The organism is Amycolatopsis sp. SID8362, from assembly GCF_010550475.1.
GTDB lineage: Bacteria > Actinomycetota > Actinomycetes > Mycobacteriales > Pseudonocardiaceae > Amycolatopsis > Amycolatopsis eburnea.
Map to the genome: position 1 here is coordinate 1 of NZ_JAAGNB010001419.1, position 15,437 is coordinate 15,437.

The 15,437-nt window shown below is 71.1% G+C and carries 15 protein-coding genes; 4 read left to right on the forward strand and 11 right to left on the reverse strand.

Annotation, left to right across the window (positions count from 1 at the left end; translation table 11 throughout):
• Positions 1 to 62: 62 nt before the first annotated feature.
• On the reverse strand, positions 63 to 797 hold the full coding sequence (locus tag G3I65_RS43615; RefSeq protein WP_239071804.1) for a hypothetical protein: 735 nt from the start codon (positions 795 to 797) through the stop codon (positions 63 to 65).
• Positions 798 to 883: 86 nt separating this feature from the next.
• Here G3I65_RS43615 and G3I65_RS43620 point away from each other — a divergent pair, with 86 nt between their 5' ends.
• Entirely contained in the window at positions 884 to 1,312 is a 429-nt protein-coding gene (locus G3I65_RS43620; protein WP_160701298.1) for a nuclear transport factor 2 family protein, read from the forward strand.
• A 36-nt stretch (positions 1,313 to 1,348) separates the two neighbouring features.
• Here the strand turns inward: G3I65_RS43620 and G3I65_RS43625 are convergent, their stop codons facing one another.
• The 5 genes from G3I65_RS43625 to G3I65_RS43645 all read right to left on the reverse strand — a co-directional run bounded on the left by G3I65_RS43625 (position 1,349) and on the right by G3I65_RS43645 (position 5,716).
• A complete protein-coding gene (locus tag G3I65_RS43625; RefSeq protein WP_160701299.1) occupies positions 1,349 to 3,193 on the reverse strand; it encodes a glycosyltransferase family 39 protein in 1,845 nt (614 codons plus the stop codon).
• A complete protein-coding gene (locus G3I65_RS43630; protein WP_160701300.1) occupies positions 3,193 to 4,449 on the reverse strand; it encodes a bifunctional glycosyltransferase family 2/GtrA family protein in 1,257 nt (418 codons plus the stop codon). Before G3I65_RS43630 ends, G3I65_RS43625 begins: the two co-directional genes overlap by 1 nt.
• 103 nt (positions 4,450 to 4,552) lie before the next feature.
• Entirely contained in the window at positions 4,553 to 5,173 is a 621-nt protein-coding gene (locus tag G3I65_RS43635) for a hypothetical protein (protein ID WP_203612671.1), read from the reverse strand.
• Positions 5,170 to 5,439 (reverse strand): hypothetical protein, encoded by a 270-nt coding sequence (locus G3I65_RS43640; protein ID WP_160701301.1) that lies wholly within the window; start codon positions 5,437 to 5,439, stop codon positions 5,170 to 5,172. Before G3I65_RS43640 ends, G3I65_RS43635 begins: the two co-directional genes overlap by 4 nt.
• A 79-nt stretch (positions 5,440 to 5,518) precedes the next feature.
• Positions 5,519 to 5,716: a hypothetical protein gene (locus tag G3I65_RS43645; protein ID WP_160701302.1), complete on the reverse strand. Its 198-nt coding sequence runs from the start codon at positions 5,714 to 5,716 to the stop codon at positions 5,519 to 5,521.
• A gap of 246 nt (positions 5,717 to 5,962) precedes the next feature.
• Between G3I65_RS43645 and G3I65_RS43650 the strand changes: the two genes are divergently transcribed.
• Both G3I65_RS43650 and G3I65_RS43655 read left to right on the forward strand, forming a co-directional pair.
• Positions 5,963 to 7,021 carry a helix-turn-helix transcriptional regulator gene (locus tag G3I65_RS43650; RefSeq protein ID WP_160701303.1) on the forward strand — a complete coding sequence of 353 codons (1,059 nt, stop codon included), beginning with the start codon at positions 5,963 to 5,965 and terminating at the stop codon, positions 7,019 to 7,021.
• Positions 7,018 to 8,205 carry a hypothetical protein gene (locus tag G3I65_RS43655; RefSeq protein WP_160701304.1) on the forward strand — a complete coding sequence of 396 codons (1,188 nt, stop codon included), beginning with the start codon at positions 7,018 to 7,020 and terminating at the stop codon, positions 8,203 to 8,205. The genes G3I65_RS43650 and G3I65_RS43655 overlap by 4 nt, the downstream gene beginning before the upstream one ends.
• On the opposite strand, the gene G3I65_RS43660 is transcribed toward G3I65_RS43655, so the two are convergent.
• The 3 genes from G3I65_RS43660 to G3I65_RS43670 form a co-directional block, all read right to left on the reverse strand.
• A complete protein-coding gene (locus G3I65_RS43660; protein ID WP_309235992.1) occupies positions 8,153 to 8,713 on the reverse strand; it encodes a GNAT family N-acetyltransferase in 561 nt (186 codons plus the stop codon). The two genes, G3I65_RS43655 and G3I65_RS43660, sit on opposite strands and share 53 nt — an antisense overlap.
• Before the next feature lie 177 nt (positions 8,714 to 8,890).
• The gene (locus G3I65_RS43665) at positions 8,891 to 10,762 is read right to left on the reverse strand and encodes a glycosyltransferase family 39 protein (protein WP_160701305.1); all 1,872 of its coding nucleotides are present in this window, start codon (positions 10,760 to 10,762) and stop codon (positions 8,891 to 8,893) included.
• Positions 10,763 to 10,766: 4 nt separating this feature from the next.
• Complete coding sequence (locus tag G3I65_RS43670) at positions 10,767 to 12,302, reverse strand: cell wall metabolism sensor histidine kinase WalK (RefSeq protein WP_160701306.1); 1,536 nt, start codon at positions 12,300 to 12,302, stop codon at positions 10,767 to 10,769.
• A gap of 170 nt (positions 12,303 to 12,472) precedes the next feature.
• On the opposite strand from G3I65_RS43670, the gene G3I65_RS43675 reads away from it, so the two are divergent.
• On the forward strand, positions 12,473 to 13,045 hold the full coding sequence (locus G3I65_RS43675) for a hypothetical protein (RefSeq protein ID WP_160701307.1): 573 nt from the start codon (positions 12,473 to 12,475) through the stop codon (positions 13,043 to 13,045).
• A 104-nt stretch (positions 13,046 to 13,149) separates the two neighbouring features.
• Here the strand turns inward: G3I65_RS43675 and G3I65_RS43680 are convergent, their stop codons facing one another.
• Both G3I65_RS43680 and G3I65_RS43685 read right to left on the reverse strand, forming a co-directional pair.
• The gene (locus G3I65_RS43680; protein ID WP_160701311.1) at positions 13,150 to 13,935 is read right to left on the reverse strand and encodes a hypothetical protein; all 786 of its coding nucleotides are present in this window, start codon (positions 13,933 to 13,935) and stop codon (positions 13,150 to 13,152) included.
• A 367-nt stretch (positions 13,936 to 14,302) separates the two neighbouring features.
• Positions 14,303 to 15,437, reverse strand: a 1,135-nt coding sequence (locus tag G3I65_RS43685; protein WP_160701308.1) for a 2Fe-2S iron-sulfur cluster-binding protein, incomplete at its 5' end; no start/stop codon positions are given.

Genomic DNA, 15,437 nt, shown 5'->3' on the forward strand with positions numbered 1-15,437 from the left:
GAGCGGCTGGGCATCGAGCCGGGCCCGGCGCTGCGGGCGGCGTACCAGCGGGTGCTGGCGGCTCAGGCGGGGTAGGGCGCCGACCGGAAGTCCCGGTCCAGCTGCCGCGGCGAGCGGGGCAGCCAGTAGCGGGCCAGCGCGCGGACCTGCTCCCGGGGCAGGCCGGGGTTGACGTGCCGGTGGTCGGGTTTCGCGATCGACTGCAGCGCCCAGGCGAACCCGGCCAGCGGGTCGATCGCGGCCCACCGCCGCCGGTCGATGTCCAGGAACATCTGCGCGCGCTGGACGGCGTGCCAGAAGTGGTACCCGTTCGGCGGATCGCCGTTCATGGTGTGCACCTCCGACTCGACGGCCGCCCGCCGCGGGTCGAAGAGCACCCCCTGCCCGAAGGCGGCGAACGCGCCGGCGAGGCCGGGTTCGTTCCCGCGGTAGAAGCGGTCGAAGTTGTCCAGCTGCAGGGTCGAGAGCGTCTGCAGCGGCTGTTCGACGGGCTTGACGAACTCGGCGTAGTTCCCGGGGTAGCCCGGTTCCAGGCTCAGCGCCCGCCACTTCTCGTACAGGCCTTCCGGCGCGTTCTGCTGGATGAAGGGGAAGAGGACGGCGTAGGCGTCCTGGACGTCCTGCGCCGGGTGGTACAGCGAGATTTCGTCGAGCTGGTACCAGAGTTCGTTGGCCCGCCGGTCCCCTCGCATGCCCTCGACCGGCGGCAGCCCGGTCTCGGCGGCGGCGGTCCCTTCGAGCAGCACGGCCCCGGCGACGGTGGCGACGCCGATCTTGAGCAGGTCCCGTCGATCCATGGTGCACCCCCTGACCGGCGGCCCCCTGCCGCCGTTCGCCGCCAAGCTACGGAAGGTTTCCATACTTTCTCTGTAAGATCGTTTTCGTGGACGACTACCGGGCGCTTTCGAACTTGATCTTTTCGTACGCGGCGCTGGTGGACGCGGGGGATTTCGCCGGGGTGGGGCAGCTGTTCTCCGCGGGCGTGTTCACCGGCAGCGGCGGCTCGTTGCAGGGCGCGGCGGCGGTGGAGCGGATGCTGCGGGAAACGGTGATCGTGTACGAGGACGGGACCCCGCGCACCAAGCACGTGACGACGAACGTGGCGGTGGACGTGAGCGGGTCCACGGCCTCTTCGAGTGCGTACTTCACGGTGCTGCAGGCGGTTCCGGGGCTGCCGCTGCAGACGATCGCGGCGGGGCGCTACGCCGACCGGTTCACGAAGAGCGAGGCCGGCTGGCGGTTCACGGAGCGCCGGGCGACGGTGGACCTCGTCGGCGACATCAGCCACCACCTGCGCGCGAAAGGGGCGTGAGCGCCGGATCGCGCTCACGCCCCGTGGTACGTGCGGTCAGCTCTGCAGGTCGTACACCGTCTGCCCGTCGACCGTGGTGGCGGTGAAGTTCGCCGTCACCCAGTCCGTGATCTCCGACGAACCACCACCCGGCCCGCCGCCGCGGCCACCTTCGACGTAGTACTTGATCTCGCCCGCCGCCACGTAAGCCTTGAACTCGGCCAGCGTCGGCGCCGGGTCCGAGCCGCTCCAGCCGCCGATCCCGATCACCGCCTTGCCGCTGGCCAGTTCCAGGGATGCCGCGCTCTGCGAACCCGTGGTCGCCGCCGCCCACTTGGTCGTCGTCCGCGCGAGCAGCGAACCGATCGCGCCCGACGACGAATCCTCCCCACTGAAACCACCCCCGCCGAAGCCGCTCGACGTCGGGCCGGACGTCGGGATCGAACCGGTGTGGGCCACCGACGCCGTCTCGACGCCGTACGCCGCGGACGACACCCCGATGGTCAGGACCAGCGCCGCCGCCACGACGGCGACCAGCCGGCGGGACGCGGGCACGCCCATCACGAGCACCGTGCCGACCAGTACGCCCAGCACCGCGACGAGCCACTTCAGCGCCGGGAACCAGTCCGGCGTCCGATCCAGCAGGATGAACGACCACACCGCCGTCGCCACGACCATCCCGGCCAGCGTCGCCCGCGGCGCGAGGTTCGCCCGGCCCTGCCAGAGCGCGCGGCCCGAAATCGCGACCAGCGCGGCGATCGCCGGCGCGAGCGCCACCGAGTAGTACGGGTGGACCGTGCCGCTCATGAAGCTGAACACCAGCGCCGTCACGACCAGCCAGCCGCCCCACAGGACCAGCGCCTGCCGGGTGCGGTCGGTGCGCGGCGCGCGGCGCGTGAACCACAGCCCGGCGACCAGCCCGATCAGCGCGGCGGGCAGCAGCCAGGAGATCTCCGTGCCGAAGCTGGCGCCGAACATCCGGAACAGGCCGGTCGACCCGCCGAACCCGGTGTTGCCGCCCATGCCGCCGCCCCCCATGCCGCCGCCGTTGCCCTCGCCGCCGAAGATGCGGCCCAACCCGTTGTAGCCCAACGCGAGTTCGAGCAGACTGTCCCCTTCGGACCCGCCGATGTACGGCCGCGACGACGCCGGCCACAGCTCCACCAGCGCGATGAACCAGCCCGCGGAAACGACCAGCGAGACGACCGCGCCGCCGAGGTGCAGCAGCCGCTTGCCCAGCGACGCCGGCGCGGCGAGCAGGTACACCAGCCCGAACGCCGGGAGCACCAGGAACGCCTGCATCATCTTGGTCAGGAAGCCGAACCCGATCGCCGAGCCGGCCAGCGCGAGCCACCGCGGGCTCGCCTTTTCCGTGGCGCGCACGACGAAGTAGGCGCCCGCGACCATCAGCAGCACCAGCAGCGCGTCCGGGTTGTTGAACCGGAACATCAGCGCCGCCACCGGCGTCACGGCGAGCATCGCGCCCGCCAGCAGCCCGGCGACCGGGCCGGCGGTCCGCTTCGCCGTCAGGTAGAGGACGCCGACGGACGCGACGCCCATCAGCGCTTGCGGTGCCAGCACGGTGAAGCTCGAGAACCCGAAGACCCGCGCGAACGCCGTGCCGACCCACAACGCGGCCGGCGGCTTGTCGACGGTCAGGACGTTGCCCGAGTCGAGCGACCCGAACAGCCACGCCTTCCAGCTCTGCGTCCCGGACTGCACGGCCGCCGCGTAGAACGAGTTGCCGTAACCGGACGCGGTCAGGTTCCAGAAGTACAGGACGGCGGTCGCGGCCAGCAGCCCGAACACCGCCGGGCGGACCCAGCGCGGCGGCGCGTGCGCCACGGAATCCCGGCGGTGGCGCGGTTCCCGCGTCACGGGATCGGACAGGACGGCGGTCATCAGGACTCCTTCTGGGTCGCGGCCTGGCGGCGCGGGTTGAACACCCAGCCGCGCAGGAGCAGGAAGCGGAGCACCGTGGCGGCGAGGTTCGCCAGCACGAGCACGGTGATCTCCAGGACGAGGCCGGGCGTGGTGGACCCGTTGAGCAGGGCCAGCGAGCCGCTCGTGAGCGCCAGGCCGAGGCCGAACACGATCAGCCCTTCGAACTGGTGCCGCCCGGCACCGGTGCGGCCGCGGATGCCGAACGTGAGCCGCCGGTTTAGCGCGGTGTTCCCGACCGCCGTCACCAGCAGCGCCGTGAAGTTCGCCGCCTGCGCGCCGACGACCGTGCGAAGCAGCAGGAACAGCACGAGGTAGGCCAGCGTGCTGCTGACGCCGATCGCGGCGAACCGCACCAGCTGCGTGACCAGCCGCGGCGGCACCCCCGGCGCGTCGACGCCGATCGGCTGCCTGCCGAGCTGCTCGCGCAGCCTGCTGATCGGGATCTCGCCGGTGAAGGTGGCCTTCGTGACGCGGGCGATCCCCTTGAGGTCCTCGGTGGCGGTCTTGACGATGTTGACCGACGAGTCCGGGTCGTCCACCCAGTCGACCGGCACCTCGTGGATCCGCAGCCCGGCGCGCTGCGCCAGGACGAGCAGCTCGGTGTCGAAGAACCAGCCGGTGTCCACGACGTGCGGCAGCAGCTCACGGGCGACGTCGGCGCGGATCGCCTTGAACCCGCATTGGGCGTCGCTGAACTTCGCGGCCAGCGTCGAGCGGAGGATCAGGTTGTAGCAGCGGGAAATGAACTCGCGCTTCGGCCCCCGCACCACTCGCGCTCCCCGGGCGAGCCTGCTGCCGATGGCGACGTCCGAGTGCCCGGACAGCAGGGGCGCGACGAGCGGCCCGAGCGCGGCGAGGTCGGTGGAGAGGTCGACGTCCATGTAGGCGAGGACAGCGGCGTCGGAGGCCAGCCAGACGGCGTTGAGCGCGCGGCCGCGGCCCTTCTCGTCGAGGTGGTGGACGGCCACCTCGGGGAACTCGCGGGCCAGTCTTTCCGCCACCTGCAGCGTCGCGTCGGTGCTCGCGTTGTCGGCGACGGTGATCCGGTACGGGTAGGAGACGTGTTCGGCCAGGTGCGCGTGCAGCCGTCGGATGCACGGTTCGAGGTCGGCCTCTTCGTTGTAGACCGGGATGACGACGTCGAGAACGGGCTGCGGACCGGCCAGGTCGACCGGCACGGTCCCGGGCCGCGGTGCGGGGGCGGTGGCTGTCATGCCCCTACGGTCGCGGCCGCCGCTTTGGTGACCGTGTGATCTCTCTGTGCGGTTGCTGTGCGCCGGGCCCGGTGTCCGGGGCGGGGGACACCAGGCCCCGTGCTCAGCTGTGGACGCGCAGCGGCACGACGTTGCTCGGCAGGGAACCCCGGCCCGGCTCGCGCTTCGGCGCGTCCGCGCTGATCGTGAGCGTCACGAGGCTCGCGTACCGCGGGTGGCGGTCGACGTAGACCTCCGGCACCGAGCACGCCGCCGCCAGGACCGCGCGGTGGCGGTGCAGGTGGTCGAAGGCCTCGCGGCCGTACAGCGACACGACGACGTCACCGCCGCGGGGCCGGCTCCAGAGGATGGTGGGCCGGCCACCGGGCAGGCGCAGGTGCGGGAACACCGCGCGCAGCCGGTGCTGCAGCGCCACCGCTTTGAACCGGGCCCGGACCTGGCGCCGGCGCAGCACCGCCCAGCCGAGCGCGACGGCCAGGAGCAGAGACGCCCACAGTGGACCGGCCCACAGCGCGAAGGTCACGGCGCAGTAGGGGAGCAGGGTGACGGCCAGGATCTCCCACCGCCAGTGGTAAACCCGCAGCGGGAAGGACGGCTGCTTGCTGGTCATCTCCGTGCTCCTTTCGTTGTGACGACGGCGGAAGACACCGCCGAAGTGGTGCAGGAGACGTCCGGCCCCGGTGGCGGCCACGATGGCCGCGACGATCGCCGGCCCGGACGTCATGTCGGGATCCGCGTCTTGGGTGCGGGCTGCAGGTCCTTGTCCTTGCCGAGCCGCCAGGTCCACCGCCACCCCGCCCAGACCGCGGCGACGGATCCCACCAGGACGAGCACGACGGCCTGCCCGACGAGCCCCTCGAGCGGCGCGAGCCGCAGCAGCACCAGCAGCGCCCAGAGCTGGGACGCGGTGAACGGGATGACAAGCCCGGCGGCGTAGACGCCCCGGCGCCAGCGGCTGCCGCTCGGTGCGGCGGTGGTGTTGGGGTCCATGAGTGCCCTCCTCCTCGGTGGATCCAGGAAACCTCCGGAACGCCGCGCCTTGTGTGTCAGGTGACTCAGAAGGCGGGATTCAGCTCGCGATTCGTCGAAGTTCGGCCAAGCGGTGGATCGGGCGTGGGGAGCGCGAGCGGTGCGTCTCCTTCGAGACGACGAGCGCCACGCGTCGGGCGCTGATACGCGGCCGCCGCTCGAGTTCGGGCGCCACGGCTTCGCCGGGCAGTGCGAAGGGGGCGTCGCGGTGCTGGGGCAAGTTGGCTGAAGTGTCCATGGCCCGCTCCTGCCTTCAGGTGTGAACTGAAGTTCAGTCAAGTTCACTGTATGGGCTGGAGTGCCTTGGAACAACGAAGGTGGACTGCCGTTATCGGTTTGGTGCGGCGGAATTACGTCAGACGTAACACTTCAGTCCAAGGGATCGCGGGTTGCCGCGATGAGAGTGCACTCCGAGGAGTAGGATCAGCGCACCTGCTGGCAGTACTGAAATTTGCTGAAGGGCGGCGAGATCGTGTCCCCGAGCATGTCGCGGTCTGAGCTGCCTCGCCGCCTCCGGGAACTGCGGGAGCTGCAGTGGCCCGAAGCCGGCATCACCCAGGCTCAGCTGGCCGAAGCGCTCGGCGGGAACAGGCCGCTCAGCGTCTCGCTCATCTCCTCGTGGGAGAACACCGACAAGCCGGTCCGCCCGCCGGTCAGGCGGTTGGAGGCCTACGCGACGCTGTTCGCGACCCGCCGGTCGATGTCCGCCGGAACCTTGCGTGTTCTCCCTGTGGAAGAACTGACGGACGAGGAGCGTGCCGAGCGTAAAGGCCTGCTGGACGAGCTGCTCTTGCTCCGCGAAGGCAAAAGCGCCGACCGGGTGCCGCAGGCGGAGGTCTGGAAGTTCAACGAAGGCGAAGACATCACGATCGTCTGCGCTCAGCTACCCGCGAAGCTCAGGAAAGACTTCTCGTACGCCGACCCGGAGAGCGCCGACTTCGCCTCCCTGTACACCTACGCCGACCCGGACGCGCTGATCGAGCTGTTCGGGCACATCCGGGCGAAGAACCCGGAGAACACGGTCACTTTTCACACGAACGAGGAGTTGACTCCCGACCACTACACGACCCACCTGGTACTGCTCGGCGGAGTCGACTGGAACACGGTGACCCGCGACGTCATCGAACGCGTGGACTTGCCGGTGCTGCAGGTCGTCCGCGACGGCAACGAGCCGACCAGCGGGCACGGTGGCTTCGAAGTCGAACGCGACGGCGAGAAGACGCTCTTCCCGCCCGCGCTGGACAGCCGAGGCCGGCTTCTGGAGGACGTGGCACACTTCTACCGCGGTGTCAGCCCGTTCAACCGGAAGCGCACCGTGACCGTGTGCAATGGTATGTACGGTCGAGGCACGCTCGGAGCGGTCCGGGCGCTGACGGACATCCGGTTCCGTGACCGGAACCAGGCGTATTTGAGCGAGCGGTTCGGCGGCGCCGAATCCTTCAGCATCATCAGCCGGGTGCCCGTGGTGGCGGGCATGGGGCTCACCCCAGACTGGACCCTCGAGGAGAACCGGTTGCACGAATGGCCGGAGGCTGCCACGTGAACGCAAGGCAGCACGAGTCCCACCGAGATCTGCTGACCCACGTCGAAGCCGCCGAGGCGCCGCGTGCGTCGCTGGACGCGATCATCGTGCCCAACGGACGTCCGGCCGCCTACCTCGAACAGGCCATCAGTGCCGCGAAGCGGCTCGACACACACTTGCTGTTGCTGTGCAGCCTGCGGGCGAACGCGTCCAGTGCGGCACTGGCGGCCAAGCGGGCCGGCGTCCGGGTGACCGCCATCGACGTGGATCTGCTGCCTTCCGGTGTCGTGCCCGAGTTCGCGACCGACAAGCTGCTCCGGAAGACGCGGTTCGAGCGCCTCGCCGACACCAGCCTGAAGCGGAACCTGGGGCTGCTCGTGGCGAGCCTCGCCGGGTGGCGGCGGATCGTCTTCCTCGACGACGACATCGTGCTGTCCGAGCCGAGGGACCTGCGCGCCGCGGCGGGGTTGCTCGACGAGCACCCGGTCGTGGGACTCGCGAACACCGGTATGCCGGACAACTCGGTCGTCTGTCACGCGCTCCGCGACATCGGTGCCGACCAGGACACGTTCATCGGCGGCGGAGCGATGGCGGTCGGGGAGTCGGCCTTCGGCTCGTTCTTCCCCAACATCTACAACGAAGACTGGTTCTTCCTGCTGGACGGCCTGCGGCTGCGTTCGTCGGCCGTCACGGGGACGGCGTTCCAATACGACTACGACCCGTACGGCGACCCCCGGCGGGCGCGTGGCGAGGAGCTGGGCGACACCCTCGCCGAAGGTGTCTTCGGTCTGTTGGACAACGGCGGGGGTCTCGCGGACGCCGACGCCGCCTACTGGGCTGAATTCATCGCCGCGCGACGAGAGGTCATCCGGACGACGATCTCGCGCGTCGAGGCGTCGGCGATCGAACCGGCGCAGCGAGGGAGGATGATCGGTGCGCTGAAGGCCGCGATCGGCCGCAGTCACTTGATCAGCCCGGAACTGTGCGTCGACTACCTGCGCGCTTGGCAGAGCGACTGCGTGCGCTGGCACAAGCACGTTCGCGAACTCCGGCGCGACCACCGCGGCGGGTCGGGGATCGAGGACGCGCTCACGACTCTGCGTCTCGGCAACATCGCCCAGCCGGGTGTCGACGGCCGGATCAGCGCCGGACTCAGGCGAAGGCAGCTACCGCCGGCTCAGCCAGTGGCGCGGGTGCGGGCATGACGCTCGTGATGTTCTTGACGAGCACGTAGCAGGTTTCCCGCTCGCGCTTCGGGAACCACCCCTTGGCCGGGATCGGGTAGGCGCGGCAGGTCACCGTGTGGTGCCCCCAGTCTTCGTACCCGAGGTGCTTGTAGAGTCGCGCGGCCCCGTCGTTGTCGGTCCGCACCGCGAGCGTGATCCGCTCGTGGCCGAGCTCCGCGGCGTGCTGCTCGACCGCTTTGATCAGGGTGCGGCCGACGCCCCGGTTCCGGTACTTGCCCAGAACCTCGAGATGGGTGAGCTGGGGAACGCCCTTGAGGTGCCTGTCGATCTTCTTCTCTTCGGCCTTCTCGAGGCGCAGGTAGACCACTCCGGCGGCCCTGCCCTTGATCCACGCCGCGAACAGAACGCCCCGGCCGGCCTGCTGGCGGTGGAAGTGATCGGTGAGGAATGCTTCCTCGCCGAAGGCGTTGATCAGCTTGTCGAGCTGGACCAGCCTTCTGACCTGCCCAACCACAGCGTCGGCCACCTATCGACTCCCGTTCGTGTAGGCCCCAATCGTGCGAGCCTGAGGGAACGAGTCGCCACGCCCATGTCGATTTCGGCACGCTCCCCGTGCATGCCGCAGGGTACGCGGATGATTTCATGCTTACTGAATGTGAAACAGCCCCCCGCCTTACTTTGACGGAAAGTAGTCGTCCGGTCGCTAGGTGGTGCTGGTCAGGTCGTAGACCGTCACGCCATCCACAGTGGACGACTGGTAGTGCTCCGCCACCCATTCGGCGATCTGCTGGGCCGCGTCCGAACCGGTGCTGCCCTGCATCATCATTCCTTCACCGAGGAAGTAGTGGATCCGCCCATCGGCCACGTACTGCTGGAACTGCGCCAGCGTCGGGTACGGGTCGGTCCCGTTGAACCCGCCCACCGCCATCACCGGCGCTCCACTCGCCAGCTGGTAGCCCGCCGCCGCGTTCGACAGGACCGTGGCCGCGGTCCACGTGTACTTGGACGCGTCCTTCTGCAGCAACGCCGTCAGTGAAGCGCCCGGCATGGTCGTGCTCAGCAGCGATCCCGGGCCGCCGCCACGACCGCCGCCGAAGCCGCCGGGGCCGCCGAAACGGCCGCCGAAGCCGGATGAGGGGCCTGCTGAAGGGATTGCGCCGCTGTGGGTCACCGAGGCCGTTGCCAGAGTGTACGCGCCGGTGCCCGACAGCGTCACGGCCAGGGCAAGGACGGCGACCGCCGTAGCCGCCCAGCGGGTCAAGTGGGCCGCGAAGAACAGGGCCACCGCGGCCAGCAGGCCGCCCACCAGGATCGTCGGGGCCAGCCACGGCTGCCAGGACGAGTCCGCGAGCACCAGGTACGCCGTCAACGCCGTCAGGGCTACGCCGCCGCTGAGGAGGCCGGATGCCGACGGGCGGGAACGCAGGCGCCACAGCTGGACCGCCGCCGTGCCGACCAGTGCCGCGATCGGCGGGGCGAGCGCCACCGTGTAGTACGGGTGGATGATGCCGCCCATGTAGCTGAACACCAGGGCCGTCACCAGGAGCCAGCCGCCCCACACGATCAACGCCGCGCGGGAGCGGTCGGTGCGGGGGGCTCGGCGGGTGAACCACAGGCCCGCGAACAGCGCCAGCAGCGCCGCCGGGAGGAGCCACGCGATGCCGCCCGCCATCTCGGTGCCGAACAGCCTCGTCAGGCCGGTCGAGCCCCAGCCGCGGCCCGCGCCGCCGCCGACGCTGCCGACCTCGTCGCCCGTGATGCGGCCGAAGCCGTTGTAGCCGAAGACCAGTTCCCACAACGAGTTCGTCTGCGAGCCGCCGATGAACGGGCGGTCCGCCGCCGGCCACAGGGCGACCACCAGGAGGTACCAGCCGGCGGCGGCCACCGTCGAGGCGAACGCGCCCAGCAGGTGCAGCAGCCGCTTGCCGAGCGGCGCCGGTGCGGCCACGACGTAGGCGAGCGCGAACGCCGGGAGCACCAGGAACGCCTGCAGCATCTTCGCCAGGAAGCCGAACCCGACCGCCGCGCCCGCCAGTGCGAGCCAGCGCGGGCTCGCCTTCTCGCCGGCGCGGATCACGCAGTACGCGGCCGCGACCAGCAGCAGCACCAGCAGCGCGTCGGGGTTGTTGAAGCGGAACATCAGCGCGGCTGCCGGGGTCAGGGCCAGCACGAGCCCGGCGACCAGGCCCGCGGCCGGGCCGGACGTGCGGCGCACGGTCGCGTACGTCAGCCAGACCGAGCCGACGCCCATCAGCGCCTGCGGGACCAGGATGCTCCACGCGTTGACGCCGAACAGCCGCGCCGACAGGCCCATCACCCACAGCGCCGCCGGGGTCTTGTCGACCGTGATCGCGTTCGCCGCGTCGCTCGAGCCGAAGAACAGCGCCTTCCAGCTCTGCGACCCCGCCTGGGCGGCCGCCGAGTAGAAGGCGTTGGCCCAGCCCGAAGCGCCGAGGCCCCAGAGGTACAGCACCGCCGTGCCGAGGAGCAGGACGGCCAGGGCCGGGCGGTGCCAGGTGGAGCGGGCGGGAACGGGTGGGGTCACGACGGTTTGGCGTGACGCGAGTGCGGTCATGGGCTCAGCTTCCGGTGCCCAGCTGGGGCCGGGTTGTGCCGATGCTGTGCACTCGCTGTGCGGGCACGGCCACGGGCAGGCGCACCGCGAACTCGGTCCGCCCCGGACGGCTGTGCACCTCGATGGTGCCGTGGTGGGCGAGCACGACGGCGGCCGCGATCGCCATGCCGAGCCCGGTGCTGCCCGCGTTGCGGGAGCGTGACGAGTCACCGCGCGCGAACCGCTCGAAGACCTCCGGGAGCAGGGCGGGGTCGATGCCAGGGCCGTTGTCGGTCACCGTGAGCACCGCGCTGCCGTCCGCCGAGCGGGCCAGCGTCGTCACCACGGTGGTGCCGGGCGGGGTGTGCGTGCGCGCGTTGGCCAGCAGGTTCGCCAGCACCTGGTGCAGGCGCTGGACGTCGCCGTGCACGAGGACCGGGTCCGGGGGCAGCTCCAGGAGCCACCGGTGGCCGCGGCCGGCGACCTGGGCGTCGCCGACCGCGTCGGCGACCAGCCGGGTCAGGTCGACTTCGCGGACGTCGAGCGGGCGGCCCGCGTCGAGCCTCGCGAGCAGGAGGAGGTCCTCGACGAGCGCCGACATCCGGACGGCCTCGGACTGGATCCGGCCCATCGAATGGGCGACGTCGGGCGGCACCAGCGCGCTGCCGCGGGCGGCCAGTTCGGCGTACCCGCGGATCGCGGCGAGCGGCGTCCGGAGCTCGTGGCTGGCGTCCGCGACGAACTGCCGGACGCGGATCTCGCTGTCGTGGCGGGCTTCGAGGGCCTGGGCGACGTGGCCGAGCATCAGGTTGAGCGCCGAGCCGACCTGCCCGACCTCGGTGCGCGGGTCGGTGTCGGACTCCGGGACGCGGATGGACAGCGCCACCTGGCCGCGGTCGAGCGGCAGCTCGGTGACCTGCCCGGCGGTGGCCGCGACGCGGTCGAGGGGGCGCAGCGTGCGGCGGACCGCGAACGCGCCGAGGAAGGCCGCGCCGAGCACGCCGGCGGCGGCGACGCCGAACAGGATCAGCCCGACGGTGACCAGCGTGGCGGTGACCGGCGCCAGCGGCAGGCCGGTGACCACGACTTCGCCGGTGCCGGTGACGGGCAGCGCCATCAGTCGGTACTCGCCGAGGTCGTCGAGGGACACCGTGTGCGGCTTGCCGTCGGCGGGCACCGAGAGCATGACGGCCTGCTGCGCTGCCGTCAGCTGCAGGCGTTCGCCGTGTTCGGAGATGCTGTCGTCGTGGACGAGCTGCCGGCCGTCGAAGGTGCCGCTCACCGTGCCGACGTTCTGCCCGAGCGGGTGCTGGCCCTGGTCGCCGGGCAGCGGGCCGGCGTCCGGCGGCCGGGCGTTGCTCGCGAAGACGAGCGAGCGGCTCGCGGCGGCGGACAGCTGCTGGTCGACCTGGCGGGTGAGGAAGACGTCGAGCGCGAACTCGCTGACGACGCCGACGATCAGGCACACCACGGTGAGCAGCACGACCATCGACCCGGTCAGCTTCGCGCGCAGCGAAAGCCGCCCCCGGCGGGGGCGTGACGAGACGGTTCGCGCGGCCATGGGATCAGCGTCCGTCCGGGCCGTGTGTGCGGGTTGTGTGCTGCCTGTGAGGCGGCTGTGCGGTGCCCGATTCCTCCGGTCACAGGAACGGCTGACGGCGGGCACAGTCCGCGCACAGCGAGGGGCTCCACCGTGGACCGCACCGAAGGATCTCGTTAAGGAGCACCACCATGACCACACCGCAGGCACCGTCCACACCGGACCAGACGTGGGGCGCCGCACCCGCACCGGGCACGCCGCCGAGGGTGAGCTGGTCCCCGGGCAAGAAGATCGCGGCGGGCGCCGTCGCGGCGGTGATCGTGGCCGGCGGGGGAGCGGCGGTCTGGGCCGCTTCGTCGTCGTCGACCGGCACGGCCACCGGGCCCGGCGGCATGAACGGCATGACCGGCGGCCCCGGCGGCATGACGGCCGGCCCGGCCGGCGGCTTGGGGTCGGCGTTGCACGGGGAGTACGTGTCCTCCGACGGAAACGGCGGCTACGTCACGAAGATCATGCAGACGGGTGAGGTGACGGAGCTGAGCGCGACTTCGCTGACGGCGAAGAGCGACGACGGCTTCTCGAAGACGTACACGATCACGTCGGCGCAGGCGACGGGCCTGGCGACCGGCGACACGATCACGGTGGTGGCGACGGAGTCGGGCGACACGGCGACGGCGACGTCGGTGACGGAAGGGCAGACGGGCGCCCAGCCGGGCGGCGGGCAGGGAACGCCGCCGTCGGGCGCGCCCACCCAGACAGGCTGAGGCAGGGTCTCAAGCGCCCCAATGTGGCCTTGGTTGCGTCTCACGCACCCAAGGTGGCCTTCGGTGCGTCAGACGCACCGAAGGCCACCTTGGGGCGCTCGGCCTCAAGGACGGCAGGTGACGGGAGGTCGTGGGCGAGCACAGGCCGCGGCGTAGGTCTCGCGGAGTTCGGTGATCACGACGCCCGGCTCGGTCCGGAGGCGGCTCGGGAGGGTCTGCAGGCAGACGATCCCGGCCGCCGAGTACCGCGCGTTCCGCGCCAAGGTTGCCGCGTAGTGGTCGCCGCCCTCGTGGTAGCCGCGTGAGTCGATCTCCCAGGCGAAAGCGACGTCTTCACACCAAGCGTCCGGCTTCGAGATGAAGCTGCCGTCGCGATCGAAGACGCTGACGTTCCATTCGGCCGAGGGCAGCTCCGAAAGCTTCCAGATTTCCCAGGCATCTGCCTCGGCCACCGACTCCGCACCGTTCAAGATCGCTTGCAGCGCTCGCCGAGGGATCGCGGAGCCGCGTTGACTCCCCAGGCTCAACTCGCGATCGAGCTGGCCTGGCGTGCATCTCCTCCGCTGGACCGCTTCGGCCAGCATCGCTTGCACGGTGTCGAAGTCGCGAAGCCGTCGCGCTCCGTCGAGCACCGCGCGGTGCACCGGCGCGAGCGGCATGCCGTCTCTCAGCAACGGGTTCGGCAGCCGGGTGGTGCGCTCGATCAGGGCGAACCCCGCGCTGGTGACCTCGCGTGCGTGCGGGATCAGCAGGTGGACGTCGTCCGGTTCCGGAATCCGTTGCAAACCGTGCCGGCGCAGTGCCCAAAGCCCCGTGATCATGGAGCGGCTGCCACCGCGCAGCAGCGCGGCTCTCAGGCGTTCTTCGTCGGTCGGCTCCGAAGGGTGCAGCAGGATCACGCCCGGCAGCAGCCGGCGCCATGGGCCGCCGGGCAGGCACCGTCGGTAGATGCTGCTTCGGGGCATGCCGATCTCTTCGAGCTCCGATACGCGTACGACGTCGGGATTGTTCGGGTGGCCGGTGACGAGTGGGTGCTTGGTCCAGGTTGCTCGGTACACATGTCGAGGATGTGCACCAGTTCCGACAAAACTGCGTCGCGAAGAGTCGCGAATGGCAATTCAAGGCCGTTTCCGTCGGAAATCCGCCGTTCGCGCCCCTCGCCTCAAGCGCCCCAAGGTGGCCTTGGTTGCGTCAGACGCACCGAAGGCCGCCTTGGGTGCGTGAGACGCACCGAAGGCCACCTTGGGGCGCTTGGGTTCAGCGGCGGTCGTAGTCGACCGCGACCTCCGGGGTCGTCGCCCGAGCCCGGCACGTCAGGATCCGGCACGCCGCCGCGTCGGCCTCCGTCAGTGCGTAGCGGACGTCCATGTCGACCTGGCCGTGCAGGAGAGTCGCCTGGCACGTGCCGCACGCGCCGCCCTGGCAGGAGTACGGGACCTCCAGGCCCGCGCGCAGGGCCGCGTCCAGGACCGTCTCGCCCGCGGCCGCCGGGATGGACGTCGTCGTGCCGCCCAGGGTCACCGCCACCGTGGCCGCCGGGCCCGCCGGGTCGCGCAGCGGGGCCGCGCCGCGGAAGAGTTCGAAGTGGACGTTCTCCTCCGGGACGTCCGCGTCGGCCAGCGTGCGGCGGGCCATGTCCGTCAGGCCCCTCGGGCCGCACAGGAACCACTCGTCGACCTTCGCCGGGTGGAGGCGGTTCTGCAGGAGGGCGCGCAGCCGGGTGCCGTCGAGGCGGCCGCGCTGGTAGCGCTCGTGGGAAATGGCCAGCGCCTCGCCGATCACGTCGAACTGGCGGGGCCGGTGCGCGTGCAGGTCCGGGTCGCGCTCGTCGGTGCGGTAGTGGACGACGTGCAGGCGGCCGCCGAAGCCCTCGGCCAGCGCCGTCAGCTCGCGGGCGAACAGCGTCGTCGCACCCGACGTGTTGACGTACAGCAGCGTCGCCTTGCTGTGCGGCTCCGCCGACAGCGTGCTGACCAGGATCGACAGCACCGGCGTGATCCCGCTGCCCGCGGCCAGCGCCACGTAGTGCGCGGTCCGCGCCGGGTCCGGGGTGTGCGTGAACCCGCCCGACGGCGGCAGGACGTCGAGGAAGTCGCCCGCCGCCAGCGCCGTCGTCGCGTGGCTCGAGAACGCTCCGCCCGGGCGCCGCTTCACCGCGATCCGCAGCTCCCCGGACTCCGCCGGCGCGCAGATCGAGTACGTGCGCCGCACCGGCTGCCCGTCGAGCACCGCGCGGACCGCCACGTGCTGGCCGGGGGTGAACCGGAACTCCTCGGTGAGCTGGGGCGGGACGTAGAACGTGATCGCGACGGCGTCCGCGGTCAGTGGCCGGACCTCGCGCACCCGCAGCCGGTGGAAGCGGCTCGGCCCGAGCGGCGGGGGCGCCGGGGCC

Bases quoted from the DNA above. Each gene is read 5' to 3' on its own strand.
- G3I65_RS43625 (WP_160701299.1), bottom strand. From the start codon at position 3,193: ATGACCGCCGTCCTGTCCGATCCCGTGACGCGGGAACCGCGCCACCGC.
- G3I65_RS43675 (WP_160701307.1), top strand. From the start codon at position 12,473: ATGACCACACCGCAGGCACCGTCCACACCGGACCAGACGTGGGGCGCC.
- G3I65_RS43650 (WP_160701303.1), top strand. From the start codon at position 5,963: ATGTCGCGGTCTGAGCTGCCTCGCCGCCTCCGGGAACTGCGGGAGCTG.
- G3I65_RS43640 (WP_160701301.1), bottom strand. From the start codon at position 5,439: ATGGACCCCAACACCACCGCCGCACCGAGCGGCAGCCGCTGGCGCCGG.
- G3I65_RS43665 (WP_160701305.1), bottom strand. From the start codon at position 10,762: ATGACCGCACTCGCGTCACGCCAAACCGTCGTGACCCCACCCGTTCCC.
- G3I65_RS43635 (WP_203612671.1), bottom strand. From the start codon at position 5,173: ATGACGTCCGGGCCGGCGATCGTCGCGGCCATCGTGGCCGCCACCGGG.
- G3I65_RS43630 (WP_160701300.1), bottom strand. From the start codon at position 4,449: ATGACAGCCACCGCCCCCGCACCGCGGCCCGGGACCGTGCCGGTCGAC.
- G3I65_RS43670 (WP_160701306.1), bottom strand. From the start codon at position 12,302: ATGGCCGCGCGAACCGTCTCGTCACGCCCCCGCCGGGGGCGGCTTTCG.
- G3I65_RS43645 (WP_160701302.1), bottom strand. From the start codon at position 5,716: ATGGACACTTCAGCCAACTTGCCCCAGCACCGCGACGCCCCCTTCGCA.
- G3I65_RS43615 (WP_239071804.1), bottom strand. From the start codon at position 797: ATGGATCGACGGGACCTGCTCAAGATCGGCGTCGCCACCGTCGCCGGG.